Raw genomic sequence first — 16,697 nt, 5'->3', positions numbered from 1 at the left:
CCATGGCCGCTAAGCCATGGTTTCGCTGCACGCCTATATTACTGGGTAACGAGCCAGGAGAAGCTGCCTGAAGTTCGATACTCCCATCCGTACTTGCGCGGCGGCGATACCCGGAATGCCGTATTTCCCGACGCGGGCGCGGTCGGTCGCGTCCAATAATTGACGCCGATGTCGAATGTAAAGTACAGATCGTTGGCCAGTTGTTTCAAGGTCGTGTCCGGCGTCCCCTGAACGAGCGAGAAATAATACGCCCAAGCCGCTATGGATCCCACGTCGATGGCATGCTGGACGTCCGAGTTGGAGCGCATGTCCTTCGTACCGTCGGCCTTCATGAGATAGTCGGGGTACATCAAGGCTCCGGAATACGTATCGTATTGATGAGCGCTGTCGGATCGCGAAGCGGCCTTCACCATATTGCCCATCCGCTTGATGAAATCGGCCGTGCCCGGATCCTCGGAAACCCCGTAAGCCCGTACCATCGCATCGACGAGCAGTGCGGACATCCAGGGCGAGGCCAGATAGGCGTTCCTCGAGCCTTCCGTATGCTGTTTACCCGTATGGTACAGCCCGCCGTCGATCCGGTTCGCGGGCATTTGCCCCCCGGCCCCGTTCTGATGCCAAATGAAGTCGCCCACAATCTCCGTTACCTTGTTCTTGTACGCTGTATCGCCCAACACTTCGTAAGCGACCACGTTCGCCAGCAGCTTGAACCCGACATGCCGCTCGGTGAACATATTCAGCGTCGGGGTCCAACGAGTGGCGACGTTTTGATACGCGCTCACGATCAGCGGAATCTTGGACAAGACGTTGTTGTCCCCGGTCAGCCAGTACGTATATGCCATGCTCTCGTCGTAGCTGTATTTCGGATCAAAGGAGTTTAGGTCGAAGGAACCGTCCGGACGAATATGGTTTTTGTAAAAGTCGGTCGCCCGAACCGCTTCGCGCAGTGCTTTGAACGAGCCGCTCCGCATATACAAGACGTACATGGCCGACGAGCGGTCATACAGCCAGGGCTCATAATCCGATTTGTAAGGATTCAAATTGTTGGCGCTGACGCCCGGATCGTCTTCGTTAATGATCGTATAGAAGAAGTTCTTGGAGGAGTAGTCGTATTCGCTGTATCCGGGATAATGCTCCGTGGCCGCCATCACGGTCGGATTGTCCCGCGTATCGGAGATGCCGCTGACGAACGGATCCATTCGCGCCCTCAGCATGCCTTTGGACAGATGCTCCGGCGGCAGCACGGCGTATACGTTCGGCTCGAATACGTTATCGGCGGCGACGAACGTACCGGACGTCACTTGATGCCAGCCGTTGCGCGGTTCTTCGAAGCTGGTCACGTTCTGGCTTCTCGCAGTCGTCCCCCACTCCACGGTAATCGTCTCGTAATTAGGGTAGCTGACGGAGAACGTATAGTGAATTTGGATGCGCGCCACGCGTACGGACTGGCCGTCGATTCCGGCATTGGTCAAGTGCCGCCAAGGCGTCTGCTGCTCCACATAGGCGGGAATTTCCACCCCGTTCTTCAGCACTCGGATTTTGCTCAAATTAGCCGCCGTAACGGAACCCCGCGGGAACGGAACGCCGAACGTAACCAGCTGATTCGATCCGGTTGCCACATTTTCCGTCGGATGCAGTTTGACGGTAATGCTTCCCGACGTTTCGGCCGGCGCGTGATAAGGCTGAAGGGCTGCATAGGATGCGACCGGAAACAACGTAAGACACAGTACGATAGCAACAACTAGGCTGACGAGTTTGTTCATTCTTAACATTTTCTTCACCTCGTCTATAGATTTTTGATCGTTTCCCAGCTAATGCTTCAATAGCCTCCTTTCGGTGATCTAGCTTCAATGTAAACGCAATCATAGCATTATTAAATCAACGTATTTTTCACTGTTTCATCCTTTTAGGACTGCTTGGAAAATAGATGAAGAACTGAAAAATGTGACAAGACCGTCCGGATCCATCCGGACGGTCTTCTTACCAGGCCTTTCGTACGTGGCGTGGTGCGCTCACACCACTGCGGCGTTCGCCTTCCCTTTCGTTTTCTTCGGCTGAGTGAGAACGGCGTTCGTCGCGCCCAAGGAATTGCCGTCCGGGTCCATGAACCCGAATCCGCTTGTCTCGCCCGGCTTCAGTTCCAGCTTCTCCCGATTGGTGGCCACTCCATGCTCCGTCAGATGCCGATGGAACCCGGCCAGGTCCGCCGTATAAAAGTCGATGATGCTTTGGGTGTAGCCGTAATTCGTATTGTAGAACTTAAGCCGGTCCGGCGAGCCGGTTTGAACGAGGTACACGGCTGGAACTCCCGTCGGATTGCCCGGGAAATGGAGCATTGCTTCTTTCCAGGACTCCTGCAGCTCCCCCATTAGGCTCAACCCGAGAACGCGGGTGTACCACTCCACTGAGGCTTTCAAGTTGGACACTGGAATCTCGATGCATGCAATTCGCGGAACGAGGTGTGCGGTCATAACGGATCTCCTCCTAAAATTGGACTTCATCCTATAAAACGATTTCCGGCGCTCGAAACATACAGCATGCTTATTTTTTTCAGTATAGCTAAAACAATGGCCAAACGGGAAGAAGACCGCCATATCGGCAGCCTTCTTCTCGTTCAATACCGCGTCGGCTAGGGCACGCGCCGGAGCACCAGCAGATCGCGGCGCTCGCAGACGAGCTTGAAGCCGTTCCGCCGCAAGCAGCGGAGTGCCGGCGCGACCCGCTCCCCGTTCACGAGGAAGCGGTCGCAGGGAGACGCGCTTCCGATGACGTTATAGCCATTAATCGTCCGGCGCCGCAATAGCGGATTGGACTCGGAGTGGGTCTCGGTGCGGATCGTCACCACATCGATCGGACGAGGTACGGTGGGATCGTTGATGAACATGTGCATCTTCTCCTTCTCTATGAATTCCTAATAGAGAATGCGAAGATTGCTAGATTCGTGTTAGGTCCCTTGACCTGTTTTAGTAAAAATGAGCGTTGGTGCCTGATCAAGGGATAGAAATCCGGCATGGCCTCGATCCCCCGAATCGATCCCGTGTGTTGTCCCCGCTATTCTGGTATGATGAAAACGGAGGGTGCCGCTATGAACTACTACACAACGTCCGTCTGGCAGGAAGCTGTCTGGCAGCAGGCGGAGCCGATCTACAACCAAGCCTTCCCGGAGCACGGGAGAAAGCCGGTCGCGATCATCCGACGGATGTTCGACCGCGGCCTCTGCCAGCTTCACATCGCGTCGGAGCCTTCCGGCCGTCCTGCAGCTATGGCCCTGAGCGGCATCGATCGTGCCGCTCAGGCGGTGATCATCGATTATTTGGCCGTTCTTCCCGACCTTCGCAGCCAGGGTTACGGCACCTCGCTCTTGAACTACATCATCGATTGGGCGAAGAAGGTGCCAGGCTGCAAAGGGATTGTCGTGGAAGCCGAAGCCGAACCGACCCCGGCGAACGAACGCCGTATTTACTTTTGGGAGAGGAACGGGTTCCGGCTCACGGACTACGTCCATCATTATATTTGGGTGCCGGAGCCGTATCGGGCGTTGGCGCTCAGCTTCCGTGAGGAAGATCCTCTGCCCGTCGATGGGCGGCTCTTGTTCCGCACCATCACCCGCTTTCACCAACGAGCTTATCGAGAACCGCACAATTAATGGAAAGAGGGTACGGAACTTCGAGCTCCGCACCCTCTTTTTACCACCCATCAATCGCTTTAACCGTTCAACTTCTTCGCAATGGTCACCATCCGCTTCGCTTGATGCCGCGCGGCCGCCAATACAGTGTCGTCGATCTCGCCGTTGTCCTTCGCGGTGACGCTCGTCCCGTACGGGTTGCCTCCGCTCTGGAAGAGAATCGGATCGGTATAACCCGGCGCTACAACAATCGCTCCCCAATGATACATCGTCGTGTATAGGGACAGGATCGTCGCCTCGTGGCCGCCGTGCGGATTGCTCGCGGAAGTCATGGCGGAGACGACCTTGTTCGCCAGCTTGCCCTGGAACCACAAGCCGCCGGTCGTGTCCAGGAACTGCTTCATCTGGGCCGCCATATTGCCGAACCGGGTAGGCGTGCTGAACAGGATCGCGTCCGCCCACTCCAAGTCCTCCAGCTTCACCACAGGGACGTCCTTCGTGGCTTCCATGTGAGCCTTCCAGGCGGGATTCGAAGCGATGGCCGCTTCCGGGGCCAGCTCGGCTACTCGGGCCAGGCGAACCTCGGCTCCGGCTTCCTTCGCGCCTTCCGCGGCGGCTTGGCATAATTTATAGTTCGTGCCGGTGGAGCTGTAGTAGACGATCGCCATTTTGCACATTCGGGATTCCTCCTGCATGGGTAAAATTCGCATAACGTCTCCTAGCATCTCCTTCCGCACGCTTTTCATGCATAAAAAACCGGGAACAAAAAAGACGAGTCGTGCGACCCGTCATGTAGATTTACTGAAAGCCTCCACGTTATATTGCGGATAGGCCCTGGGTGCCTCGTACTCGCAACCGTATACTTCGATGCTGGCCGTCTCCCGCACGACCGCCGTATAGGCACCCGAGACCGAACCGTCTGCCGTCCTATACTTAATATGAACGCGCGTACTGCCGTCTTCCAGCCCCTCGGATTCCGCCGATCGAAGATACGTCGTCCATGCCCATCCTTCCTTCGCGAAAATCTCCCGTTCCACGAGCTGTTCCGCCGTATTCATCGCGCCCCAGCCTCTTACGAAACGAAGCACCTCCGCCGCAGGTTCTTGCCGGGAGACGATCGCTTCTATCGCACCCGCCGTAAGCCGGCCCCAGTAGCGGCCTTCGGGGAGATCAATCGCCGTAGGTGCGAACCGGTGGCCGCCGATGTGGCTCACCCTCCAGGCCCGGAGTTCGCCGCCGGACTGACCGGCATACCGCTCCAGCTCCCGATAGGCGCCGTAGCCGAACTTGCCGCAGCACGCGTCGTGGCTGCCATGCGTGCAGACGAACAGGTCGCGCACGTGCCCGGTCATCTGCTCGTAAGGCTGGAACTCCTCCATCGACCGACGTTCTATATAAGCTTGGATGAGGTCTCCCACCTGCTCGGCGGGTACTACGTACTCTTGTTTATCGAATTGCACTAGCGGAGCGGCCGGTTTCCGATATAGCAGAACCCGATGGGTGCCGGCCGGCGATCGGTTCGTGTCGGACGTGAAAATGAGCGTCTTGCAGGAATGCCCCTTGGCGGAAAGCTGCTTCAACCGCTCCTTCAGCCCGGCCGGAACATGTCTGGACTCGAGGGCGTCGTCGGCCCATGGGACCCCCGCCTCTACGAAGACGTAATACGCGACATTCGCCGCCGTCCCCCCTAGATTCTCATGAACCGTTTCCGAAATGAGTGAGCACATCGCGCGCTTCGGTTCCCCGGCCATCCCGTGGGAGAGCATGAGTCCCCACCTCCTATTCCCGTGAATAAGCACCCTCATCATACGTTATCCCTCGCCGCCGGTCAACCGATACGCGCCTGTCCGTTCAGCAAAACAAGCGGCTGTCCAGAAGGACAAGCCGCTTGTCGATTGGCCGCGATGACGGCTCTACAATGTAATCTCCACCTGATGCGTGGCCGCCGTCATGCTGCCTATCGTCAGCATCTTCGTAGCCGCGTTGTACGAATATTGCCCCGCGGTGAGCGTAACTCCGTCCACCTTCACCGACGTGACGGAGGGGACGTACAGCTGCGGCGAGCCGGCGGTCGTCAAAGTAACCGTCCCCGTCCATTGGGTCGCCGACGTCTTGCCGAGCGCCGCGCCGCCGCCGGCCGTCATGCTGACGAGCACCTGTGCGCCGTCGGACAGTACCGTGCCGGTCGCCGAAGCGTTGACGGCCGCATACTGGTCATACCCGCCGCCCGTCAATTTGCGGGCCATGCATTGCGTAGCCGAGCATCCGATCGTCAGGTTGCTCGCGGTCGTAACGGCGGCGTTCGTCGGATTGACGAACACCTGATCCGAAGCCCCGGTCAAGGTCACGACGAGACCGGTGGCGAGGCCATTGGTCGCCGTGCTGACAGGGTACGGCGCGGCCTTGGCGATTACCGTCCCGGCGGCGGTCAACCGGGCGTAGTCCAGCGAGATCGTATACCCGCTGCTGGACGCGTTCTTGCCGGTAGCCGTCAGCTTCAGCGTATGCGTCCCGGCCGTGAGCGAGCGGTTCAAGTAGGTCAGCTCGGTAGGATCATAATACACATCGTACAAGTCGACGCCGGTGCTCAAGGTCGTGCCGTCGAGCTCCGCCTTGATCGTACCGGCTGACGGCGTCTTGATGAAGCCGAGCCGCAGATCATAGTTGCCGGTGGACGGTACTGTGATGTTATATGTGACCGAATCGTTGACCGCCGAAGCGGCATATGTGACCGCCCGATAAAATTTGAGCATCCCCGCGTAATTCGGGCTGCCTCCGCTAGCGGCGGCCGGCAGCAGCGTCTCGCCTTCGATGATGCCTTGGCGGTCGACCTTCGAGCGAATCAGCGTGACGAACGATTCGGAGGTAACCGTGGAGGACGGCTTGATGCTGCCCCACGTGCCGTATTTCTCCGCACCTGTATACTGGGTATACAGCCGGGTCGAGCTCGTAGGCCGCAGCAGCTGTACCGAAGCCGAAGCCTTAGCCTTCTCGATCAGGAACGAGGTCGGCAGGGTCGAGCCAATCGTAAGCGGCGTGCCGCCTGACGTGAATGTGCCGCCTTTGTCCGTGTGGAACAGCATCTCCGGCGTGCCGGCGGAGGCGAGTGCCACATTGTCCACGATCAGATGGTAATCCGGCTTCACGTTGATGACGCGCCGTTTCCATTGGCTAACGTCCGGCGTTGTCGCATAAGAGAGGGACGCGTCGCCGATCCCGAGCTCGAACACCGGGGAGACGAAGAAGCCTACGGCCTCGCCGCCTGATTTGATCGTCTGCCCGCTTCCGTTCACCAGCATCACATTATGGCCTACGCTTCCGGTCGTCATGGCCGTAGTGGCCGCACTGCTGGTGTCGCCATAGCCCGGGTCCGTCAGCAGCCACTCGCCGCCCGCATTCAAGATGAAGCTGTTGTCGTCCTGATGATTGTGCCCATGATCGCTATCGTCCGAGTAAAACGCCAGCAGCTCGTCATTCTCCCCCCAGCCCGTGCGGAACGCTTGATACCCGATGTTCTGGAATTGGGCGGATGTCGGCAGGCCTGCCGTATCGGGCGGCGTGATCGACCCTGAGTTGCTCAGATAGATGAAACGGCCCCAGTTGGCGGAATCCGACAGCTGCTCCTTCACATACCAGCCGGCCAATCCATCGCCGTTGTTCGCGAGGATCAACGCCGGGGTGCCGATATTGCCCGCTGTGTCGGAGTCGCTGAAGTTGCTGTTGCCCGTGCCTTGCGGACCGTTGAAATAGACGAGCCACTTCGACAACCGGTCGGAAATGAACGGATGCGTGAACGCATCGTCCACTCCGGTCACCCGCCGGATGAAATCGTCCGCGGCGAAAATGCTGTTCAGGGCGACGCCCGTGTAGAGGAACCCTTCGGATTCCCCGGAGTTGTTCAGCGTATTCAAGTAGTTGAGATGGATCTGGTACGCTTGATTGAGGAACGAATCATAGGAGTCCCGCTCGCCGAGCGCAACGACGGCCGCTGTCGCCATAGCGCCCGAGACGGCGTAGTAAATGTTCTGATCTACGGCTGTCTCCAGGTCTTTCTTCATGGGCCGGATGCCCTTCTCGTACATCGCGGTGAGCAGCTTCTCCCGCTCCGCCGGGGTCAGCAGATCGTAGATCATATCGTACGCCGTTGCGACCCCGCGGGTGATATAGTTCGAGTCGAGGCAGGAGAAGCCGCTGCCGCCCCCGAGACACGGATATGCGGGATCGCTCCAGACGTCCCAATCGGCCAGGCTGAGCGCATAGTCTCGTGCCTTTTGCCCGTATACCGGGTTGTTCGTGACGACATAAGCGAGCGCCAGCGTCTCGAGCCGGCCTTGAATTTGCCCCCCTACCGCGGACCAGAACGGATAATGGCCGGACGTGTAGCCCGGGGGATTCTCATGCGGAATCGGCTGCACCGGCGGGAGCGGATACGTGACGGAGACGCCTCCGGCGTAATTACTCACAGTGAACGACGTTTCGGTCAGATAAGCGTCCGCTTGCGCCTGCACCTTGCTCCAGATCGAGGCGTACGATTCTCCATATTGGTTCGGAGACGTGTCAAGCGCCTTGGCCCTCAAGCCAGGTACATCGCTAGCGGTAAAATACAGCCGCGGATGCCCGGTCACGATGGGCGTAAAGGGGGTGGAGGGGGCGGCGTATTTTTGCCGGACCGAGAAGTCGTCAAAGTATGAGGTTGCTGTACCGGCAACCGTCGTGTACGCCATGAGCACGAGGTAGTCGGTATTCGCCGGAGCCACGCCGGACACGGTCAGCTTCTCCCACGTCCCCGTTGTCGTGCTGCCGATGAACTGGACGCCGACGCGGGTGTCGGAGGCGTTCCCGACCGTGCTCTGCCAGAACTCCAAGTACAGCTGCCCGCCACCCGACGTATTGCGGACCCACCCAGTCGCCTCATACGTGGAGCCGGCAGACGCTGGCAGCTTCACCGACTTCATCCCGTAGCCGGCGCTCGTGCTGCTGTCCACGATCTTCAAGCTCTTGGTGCCGCTGTGCGCGAAATCCGAGCTGACCGCGTATGTGCCGGGCGAATAGGTGGTCCAATCTACAGGCAGGTTGGAGCCGTCCGCGCTCTCGAAGCTCGGGTTCAGCACGCTGCCCACTTCGTCAATTCGCCGGATCGACACGGCATCGAAGTACGCGGCGCCGACGTTCGTCTTGTTCGTGTACATCATAACGCTGACCGTCGCCGTACCGGCCGGCGCTTGACCGCTCACCTTCACATATTCCCAGGCGCCGGTCGTCGACGTAGAAGCGAGCTGCACGCCGATCCGGGTGTTCGAGCTGTCCCAGAACTCCAGATACACTTGCCCGGTGCCGGATTCTGCGTATACCGAGACATACGTTTCGTACGTGGAATACGGGTGGGCCGCCATGCGGTCGCTAACCATGCCATAGGCGGCAGCATTGGAGGTGTCGTTGATTTTGAGACTTTTCGTCCCGTCGATGCTTCTTACCGTAGAGATCGTCTGCTGGGTTCCCCAAGTCCCCCCGAATACGGACCAGTTCGAGGGAGGCGACCCCGTCTCGAAGCCGCTGTTCGCGATCGTCACCTTGGACGCGTCGCCCGCTTCGCTCGGGGCGGGGAACAGCAGCATCGGGACGATTAAGGCGAGAACGAGCACAGCTGTCAGTACGATCCGAATATACATGTGTTTTACCGGTTTAGAATTGGACACAAAAAAAACCTCCCACTCATAATCAAATGTGTGCAGGCTTATTCTGGGTGCCGATTGCCGTGATGACCGCATTGTTGTTTCTTATGTCCTGGCCTAGCTGCAAAACGTACTGCTTTCCGTATTGCTTTCCGTATTGCTATCCTACCTGCTGCTTTCGAAACTGCTTTCCGTCCAAACTCCCTCCCTTCCGGCGACCGCTGTAGTATGTAGCGCAATTCCATTATAGCACGATTCCTATGGTTTAGAACGGCATCCCCTCCGGTGCGGAAGAAAAAAAGCCTGGGAGCGTGGTCCCAGGCTTTTGACAACTCGTCTATTTCACGGTAATCGGCAGCCGGCCCTCTCGGGTTATGCCGTTCCAAGTGATGCTCACCGACAGCGTAGTCGTGCCGGTATTGTGCGCCTTCAGGCGATCCTCGTCATTCACATTCGCAATGTTCGGACGCTCGCTCTCGATCTCGTACTCGTAACCGCTCAGATCGATCGGCGTGCCGTCCGCATACAAAGCTTGCACGACTAGATTGGCCGTCTCATTCTTGCTAAGCTCCGTCTTCGGCGAGACGATCTTCACATCGGCCAGCCACTGCTGCTGGCGCGTCAGCGGGATCGTGACGGCTGCTCCGACGGACACGTCGTAGATGAAGCCTTGGTTCAAGTCTGTCGTACTCGCATAAGAACGGATTAACGTTTTGTCGCCCAGATCGAGCTCGTACAAGCCGCTGCCGACTTCCCGAACCCCTTGGATCGTGTAGGCCGCATTGCGCTTGCCGTCGTTTTGCACATCCACCATAGTCCCAATCAGGCTTGCCGGGTCAACTCCCTGAAGGTTCATGCGCACGGTCAGCTTGTTGTCGAGGGACAGATCCTGCATGAAGCTCTCTACCGTCCCTTGCAGACGGCCGGCTCCCTCACTCTGGTAAGTCGTCCCGAGTTTGCCGATATAAGCTCCGTCGTGGACATATGTGTAGACCGGCAATCCATCCTTCTCCGAATAAATCCCGAATGCGCCCTGGAACCGAATTTGCCCATCCACGATATAAGCGGCGTTCGGATCCAGTGAGCTTACGACGTAGTCGGTGCGGCCGTTCACGAGCTCCACCTTGACCGCGCGAACCCGGTTCGCGTCTACAACGCCGTTGTCGGCTGCGGCAACCGTCGCTTCCGAGATTTGCCGGATGAGCGGATTGTCCTTGTACGGCTCCACGATTGAAGTGAACGTGCTGGACAGATTCGTTCCCGTCCGATGGGCGATCATATACTTCACGCTCTTCGGATTGCCCGGCTTGTTCTGAGGCGGCACTCCATCCGCCAGCGCGACATCGTCGACGTCGCCCAGCATCGTCAGCTTCACATGGATGTCTTGCGGCTGTGGCAGTACACGCCATGTGTCGACGACATCCCAGTCTACGCTGAACTTGTTGCCTGGGTTGTCATCGTGCTCCACATTTTTGAGCCAATGGAATCCGGGACCCATATACCCGCTGCCCGTCACGCTGTCGTTCGCGGGCCGCTTGCCAAATTCCACATCCGGTCCGGCATACGTCCCGGTCGGCTGCGCCGTCAGCGACAGCCCCTCGGCCGTAACCGGTCCCTCGGCGGCATGGAAGCTGAAGTGATGGTCGTTCCCGCCCTGAACGCGGAAGAAGTCGACTACATAAGAATTCGCCTCGTCCACCCGCACCATCGCGGAGGTCCGATTGTAGAGCTGGGTGTTGCCGTACGCTTCCGGCGCATTCACGTCGATCAGCTTCACCATGGAGCTGTCGTCGTAATGCTTCGGCTTGCCGTCCCAGATCGGGAGCTGCTTGGACTTGTCGACGACGACCGTATTGTGGCTGATCGTATTGTTCACCCACTCGAAGCGGTTCACGTCGGTGGCATTCGCTTGCTCCGGATACCCGAGGTCCGGCAGCAGGTCGAGTCCGAATCCGTAGAAGCCGAGATTCAGCATATCCCGGTGGCCGTGGCCGCTCGTGCGGCCGTAGTACAGCCAAGTGCCCCTGCGGGTTTCGGCTGTACCCAGCGCGCTGTTGGCAGGCGAGCCGTCGCGCAAGCCGGCGAAGCCGTAGCCCGTCATGTTCACGCTGCCCAAGTCGAGCGGTCCATGGGTGTCGATGACAGTCTTGATGTCGTCGGCGACCTTCTCCGGATTCGGGGTGAATACATTCGAATGAAGACCGTCCGTCTTATTCCCGTTCAGCATATAGGCCAGCTGCGCATAGATGGGGTCGCCGTACTTCTCGAACGCTTTGACCGACTGGGCCAAGTCCACCAGCACGCCAGGTTGGCCGGTCGTACCGCTGTCGCCGATGGAAGGCGTATACTTGCCCAGCATGACGAGCGGGTAGATCGCCCGGTACATGGATTGGTACTTCACATTGTTATACAAGTCTGCGGCCGGGTACTTGTCGTAGCCTTCCAGCACATCGGCCACGACGGCATATGTGTTCAGCCACAGGCGATTGTAGCCCGGACCCGCTTCGTTCCCGTTGCCGTCCCGGTCGACGTCGTTCACCATGCTGAACAGGATGTTGCCCCCGGTAATCCGGCGCGGGATTGAGTTGATGAACGCCCCCGGCTGGAAGGTGTAGTCGAGCCATGTCTTCGTCTCCGGCATCGTGTCGTGCACGACCGCAGCCATTGCAAGCGTGCTCTGGTGGAATCCGTTGTTCCCGCGGATTTGATCCCAGTACATGCCGGGCATAATTTGCCGCAGGATGCCGTCTTCGATATTCCGTCGAATCTGGGATCCGGATGCCTTGAGCGGCAGGTCGAATTGCGCGCCCTTCGACGCCAGGAAGGCGATGACCCCCGGATCGTCGTACGTCTGGAAGAAGGCGTCATAGGCGCTGATGAACGTTTTGACCAGTCCGGTTTCCCAGATCGAGCCTACTGCCTTGCCGTCGCCCGTCCCGCCATGGGAATTGACATAGATGTTGCGATCGAACTGCGCGGTATCCATAGCCGGGTACACGTCGGCGATCCGATCGAGCAGCACCGCTCCCGCCCGGGCGTATTTCTCATCCCCGGTATAGACATACGCGTTCTGCAGCACGCTCATGGCGTTGTTCACGACGCCGCTGCTGTACCAGGCGAACCAGTGGGCGTAATACGCCACGAATGTATAGCGCTTGTTGGTCGCAGGATCGACCCATCCGTATCCGTCGTCGACGCCCCAGGTCGGCCCTTTCTCCGGGTACAGCGTATTCACCAGCAAGCTGCGATCCGCAAGAGACGGGTTGAAATTCCCATGAGCGTCGAGCCCGCTTCTGTAATAGGCGGCAAAATCGTTCGTCGGGAACTTGTATCCGCTCGCCGGGTCGACGATCTTCCACGGGTCATTCAGCGGATCCGCCTTCCACGGGTAATTGCCGTAAGCCTTCAAATCGCCCGAGACCGGACTAAAGTTGCCCGTCAGCTGGTTCGTGTTGTAGCTGCGGGGAATTGCCTGCGTCGGCACGAGATTCCAGATTCCTTCGAAGCCCAGTGCGACATATTCGTCGGCTTTCGCCATGACGCTTGTCTTCAATGCTGTGGCCCAGTCGTACTGCTGAACGTTTTGTCTCGCCGCGGCTACTTTGGCAGGCGTATAGTACGTGGCTCGCGTTTTGCTGTTCGTGACGGCCGCGATGTTCGTGAGGGTGAGTCGGCTTGGCAGCAGGGTCGTGCCCGTGCCGTTGCCTGCGCCATTCCCCGGCGCCTTCAATTTGAGCGTGAGCGTATGCCGCCCAGCCGTGAGAGGCAATTGCTCCACGTAGAGGTCGGGGCGCGGATACTGTCCGTTAATGCTGTAGAAGCTGTAATCCGCATATACCGCGTCATCGACGCTTACCTGCGCCGTTCCGCCGTTCGTCGCGGTCATGCCGCCGAGCTTCACGATGTAGGTCCCCGACTCGGCCACCGTAAATTCGAACGTACGGGACGGATTGGCCGTCGTGGTCTGCACGGTCAAGCCATTCGTCGTCTGCGTCACTTTGGGAGCCGCGTTCGGGTCGCCTACCGGCGAAACAATGTGGTCCCCGGGTTGAGTGCGGAACTGGTATACCGTCGTATCCGGCATGACGAACGGTTCCCCTATTCCTTCCGCCGAAGCGGTGTCCGTTTTTAATAGGATGGGTTGCAAGAAAGACAAGACCATGACCGCACTTAAAAGTGCAGAAAGCGCTTTACGTTTCAAATGAACCATTCCCTTCCTCCATATCCTTAATCAGAATCGGCTAACGTTCACTCTCGCAAAGTTCACCTCCTTCAAAAGGGTATTCAGGCTCAGAAATGTGACATGTATGTAAGTTGTAATTAAATTATAAAAGGTGGCCCTTAAATTGACCACCTACTCTAACAAATTGGTACTTTTGTCCTAGATCGTTTTACTCTTTCGTCATAATCAGGGCGTTTCGACATCTGCGCTCAGCGGATGGCGTCTTAAAAACTCGAGGATCGTATCGTTGACGAGTACCGGGCTCTCGCGCAGCATGTGCGGCCTGTGGCTGCCTCCGGGCACGATCCACACCTGCGAGCCTTCGACGAGGTCGCCCAACCGCCGCATCCGCGGCTCATCCGCGAACGGATCGTGCTCGCCGGCGATGAAGAGCGACGGACACCGGATGCTGCGCAGCTCGTCCTCGGTATGATCCGGGTATAGCCGCCAGTCGATCGCGCTCTGCCGCATGAACTGCTGCCAATCGCCGCGATGCGCTTCCTCGTGCCGCTCCTGATTGTGCCGGATCGTCTCCGTCTTCCCGTGCTCGATCAGCCATTCCGGCTCGAATTCCTCGACACCGGTCGGATCCGCGAACCCGCAGCTTCCGATTGTCGTCAATGTTGCAACGCGCTCCGGGCAGCGGATGGCCATGTACTGACCCACACTCGCGCCCAAGCTGTAGCCGATCAAGTGTGCCCGCTTCAGGTTCAGGCGGTTCATGAATTCCAGCATGTCGTCCGCGAGCTGAGGCGAGCTCCAGACCAGGCTCTCGCAGCGCGTTCGGCCGTGCCCGCGAAAGTCCGGGTAGTAGCACGTATACGGCGCCTTCTGAAAATCCAGCAGCTGGCTGGCAAACGCCAAAATCCCCCGCGAATAGCCGCTGTGCAGGAATATTACGGGATCCCCGTAGCCCATCTTTTCATAGAACATGTCCAAATCCTTCACCTGAACGTAGGGCATCTTGATCGCTCCTTTATCGAACATATGTTCCTTTAATTATACAAGCGTCTTTCGGCTGGAACAAGAAAAAATCGATCTTGTTGGCTTATTTTTTTGCTTGGCGCGCCCTGGTTGAGTAGTTAGTCGGTTTCGTCGACTAATTCGACGCTCGCGATTCAGTAGAAGGTGGAGAGTTATGAGATTTTCCGCTGATACGGCGCGTGATCGGGGGTTCGGTGGGGAGTTAGATGGTTTTTCGCGTTAATTTAGCGCATTACCGGTTGGTCGAATGCCTGCTAATTCGGCTCGTGGTCGGACAGTCGGTGGGGAGTTAGTTGGCTTTTTCCGCTAATTCGGCTCATGGTAGGACAGTCGGAGGCGAGTTAAGTGGTTTTTCCCGTTAATTCGTCTCGTGTTCGGACAGTCGGTAGCGAGTTAGATGGTTTAGAGGCTGTCGATTAATTGCGGATCGTTTAATATCGAGAATATGAAGCCTTATCGTGGTTCCAAATGAGGTGTAGTTCGATTTTGCCCAATTAGAGTCGGTATTTTGGGAAGTCTGCGCTATGCAGTTCGATTTTGCCTAACTAAATGGCGGGATTCCAAGGTCCGCGTTCTAAACGTGCGCTCCAATTCGGCGAAATCGAACTAGAGCTCGTCCAAATGAAATCTAGCCTTCTGTAAGTTGGTGAAATCAAACTAGAGTGCGTTTGTAACGGTTCGATGAGCCATCCACAATAAATTGACAGTCACTTTTTCCCGCTAATTCGGCTCGTGGTAGGACAGTCCGAGGCGAGTTAAGCGGTTTTTCCCGCTAATTCGGCTCGTGACCGGACAGTCGGTGGGGAGTTAGAATGGTTTTTCGCGCTAATTCGGCTCGTGACCGAGGGTCCGGAGGCGAGTTTGATGGTTTTTCCCGCTAACTCGGATTGGACCCCCACGACAAGCTCCCCCACCCTTACCGGCTGACCGTTTGCCCTGAGGCGCCGGGCGATGGAAGCGGCCGCTTCCGAAGCAGGAGGAAGGCGAGCGCGGCCGTGATACAGCCGAGCGCCCCGACCATGACGAACCCTTCCTCGAGGGTCAGGAAGTCCCCCGCCAGCCCCATGAACAGCGGCCCCGCGAACATCCCAAGTCCATAGATCGCTTGATAGAAGCCCATTGCGGTCGCCCGCTTGCCCGGCTCCATGTGCTTGATGCTGAGCGACATGAGCACCGGCGAGGTGAACCCGCGCCCGAAGCCCGCGACCGTCTGCGTCGCAATCAGCAGCCAGAGTGTGTGCGTGAACGGGATCGCGATCGTGAATAGCCCGCTCAGAATAAACCCGAGGATAATGATGCTCCGCTCCGGCATCCACCTGGACATGTACCGGCCCCCGAACCAGGCGGCGAGCGCGGTCGGGAACGTGGAGCAGAACGTAAGCAGCCCCATATCGAATTTGCTCGCGCCGAGCGACCCGGCGAACACCGGCGTGAAGCCGAACACCGTGGCGAAGGTCAGCACCTGGAACAAGATCGACAGAAACGACACGGTCAGCAAGGTCCGGTCCCCCGCCACTTCCCGTACGCCTTGCAGCGTAATTTTTTGCTGGCCCTCCTCGTATTTCTCCACGATCCACAACGACCCGGCCATCCCCAGCACCCCGACCACCGCGCCGATCAGGAAAGCCGACTCCCAGCCGTACAGATCGGCCATCCAGCCGCCACTGAGAATGCCGAGCATCTGGCCGATGTTGTTGTAGAACGAGATTGTCCCCATCGCTTGAGTCGTCTCGTGACGCGGATAGTAGCTCGCGAACAAGATCGTGAAATCGACCCAAGTCGCCGCCGCCGCACCGGCCAGCACGCGCAGCAGCAAGATCCAGGTTAAGTGCTGGGTCAGTAGAATACCCGCGCCGGCGAAGATGGAGAACACCATGCCGAGGATGATGAACATTTTACGCTTGTGAATCCGGTCCGACACGACGCCCACGGGAATACGCAGCAGCATCTGGCTCAGTCCGTACATCCCGACGATAAGCCCCGCCATTTTGCTCGAAGCCCCCAAATCCATTACATAAGCGGTCAGGATCGGGACGCACGTGTACATGGAAAACCAGAACAGCATCGTCACGAAACAAAATAAAGGAATCCGATAATGCACATTGCCTGCCGATACTTGCGCTTGCATGGGGCCATCCACCGCCGATCCATCGCGATCCGTTGCGACAGGGCCAAAGCCCCGGGCCTAACACCC

10 protein-coding genes are annotated in these 16,697 nt (G+C 58.1%); 1 reads left to right on the top strand and 9 read right to left on the bottom strand.

The window, feature by feature from the left end:
- Window positions 1-38: 38 nt before the first annotated feature.
- From ACI5FR_RS22300 to ACI5FR_RS22290, 3 genes are all read right to left on the bottom strand, one after another.
- Window positions 39-1,772 carry a hypothetical protein gene (locus ACI5FR_RS22300; protein ID WP_405458426.1) on the bottom strand — a complete coding sequence of 578 codons (1,734 nt, stop codon included), beginning with the start codon at window positions 1,770-1,772 and terminating at the stop codon, window positions 39-41.
- A gap of 240 nt (window positions 1,773-2,012) precedes the next feature.
- Complete coding sequence (locus ACI5FR_RS22295) at window positions 2,013-2,471, bottom strand: VOC family protein (protein ID WP_405458425.1); 459 nt, start codon at window positions 2,469-2,471, stop codon at window positions 2,013-2,015.
- A 158-nt stretch (window positions 2,472-2,629) separates the two neighbouring features.
- Window positions 2,630-2,884, bottom strand: a complete 255-nt coding sequence (locus ACI5FR_RS22290; RefSeq protein WP_405458424.1) for a hypothetical protein — start codon at window positions 2,882-2,884, stop codon at window positions 2,630-2,632.
- 201 nt (window positions 2,885-3,085) lie between these two features.
- On the opposite strand from ACI5FR_RS22290, the gene ACI5FR_RS22285 reads away from it, so the two are divergent.
- On the top strand, window positions 3,086-3,646 hold the full coding sequence (locus ACI5FR_RS22285) for a GNAT family N-acetyltransferase (RefSeq protein ID WP_405458423.1): 561 nt from the start codon (window positions 3,086-3,088) through the stop codon (window positions 3,644-3,646).
- Window positions 3,647-3,705: 59 nt separating this feature from the next.
- Here the strand turns inward: ACI5FR_RS22285 and wrbA are convergent, their stop codons facing one another.
- The 6 genes from wrbA to ACI5FR_RS22255 all read right to left on the bottom strand — a co-directional run bounded on the left by wrbA (window position 3,706) and on the right by ACI5FR_RS22255 (window position 16,631).
- Window positions 3,706-4,302, bottom strand: coding sequence for an NAD(P)H:quinone oxidoreductase (gene wrbA, locus ACI5FR_RS22280; protein WP_405458422.1), 597 nt, complete (start codon window positions 4,300-4,302; stop codon window positions 3,706-3,708).
- 111 nt (window positions 4,303-4,413) lie between these two features.
- Complete coding sequence (locus tag ACI5FR_RS22275) at window positions 4,414-5,391, bottom strand: ferredoxin family protein (RefSeq protein WP_405458420.1); 978 nt, start codon at window positions 5,389-5,391, stop codon at window positions 4,414-4,416.
- A 147-nt stretch (window positions 5,392-5,538) separates the two neighbouring features.
- The gene (locus ACI5FR_RS22270) at window positions 5,539-9,321 is read right to left on the bottom strand and encodes a heparinase II/III domain-containing protein (protein ID WP_405458418.1); all 3,783 of its coding nucleotides are present in this window, start codon (window positions 9,319-9,321) and stop codon (window positions 5,539-5,541) included.
- A gap of 313 nt (window positions 9,322-9,634) precedes the next feature.
- Window positions 9,635-13,507, bottom strand: a complete 3,873-nt coding sequence (locus ACI5FR_RS22265) for a heparinase II/III domain-containing protein (protein WP_405458415.1) — start codon at window positions 13,505-13,507, stop codon at window positions 9,635-9,637.
- A gap of 198 nt (window positions 13,508-13,705) precedes the next feature.
- Entirely contained in the window at window positions 13,706-14,482 is a 777-nt protein-coding gene (locus ACI5FR_RS22260) for an alpha/beta fold hydrolase (RefSeq protein ID WP_405458413.1), read from the bottom strand.
- A gap of 937 nt (window positions 14,483-15,419) precedes the next feature.
- Complete coding sequence (locus ACI5FR_RS22255; RefSeq protein ID WP_405458410.1) at window positions 15,420-16,631, bottom strand: MFS transporter; 1,212 nt, start codon at window positions 16,629-16,631, stop codon at window positions 15,420-15,422.
- Window positions 16,632-16,697 lie beyond the last annotated feature (66 nt).

The organism is Paenibacillus sp. HJGM_3, assembly GCF_045062745.1.
Classification (GTDB): Bacteria; Bacillota; Bacilli; order Paenibacillales; family NBRC-103111; genus Paenibacillus_AA.
The sequence above is the reverse complement of the archived record's forward strand: the minus strand, read 5'-3'. Positions and strand labels throughout refer to the sequence as shown.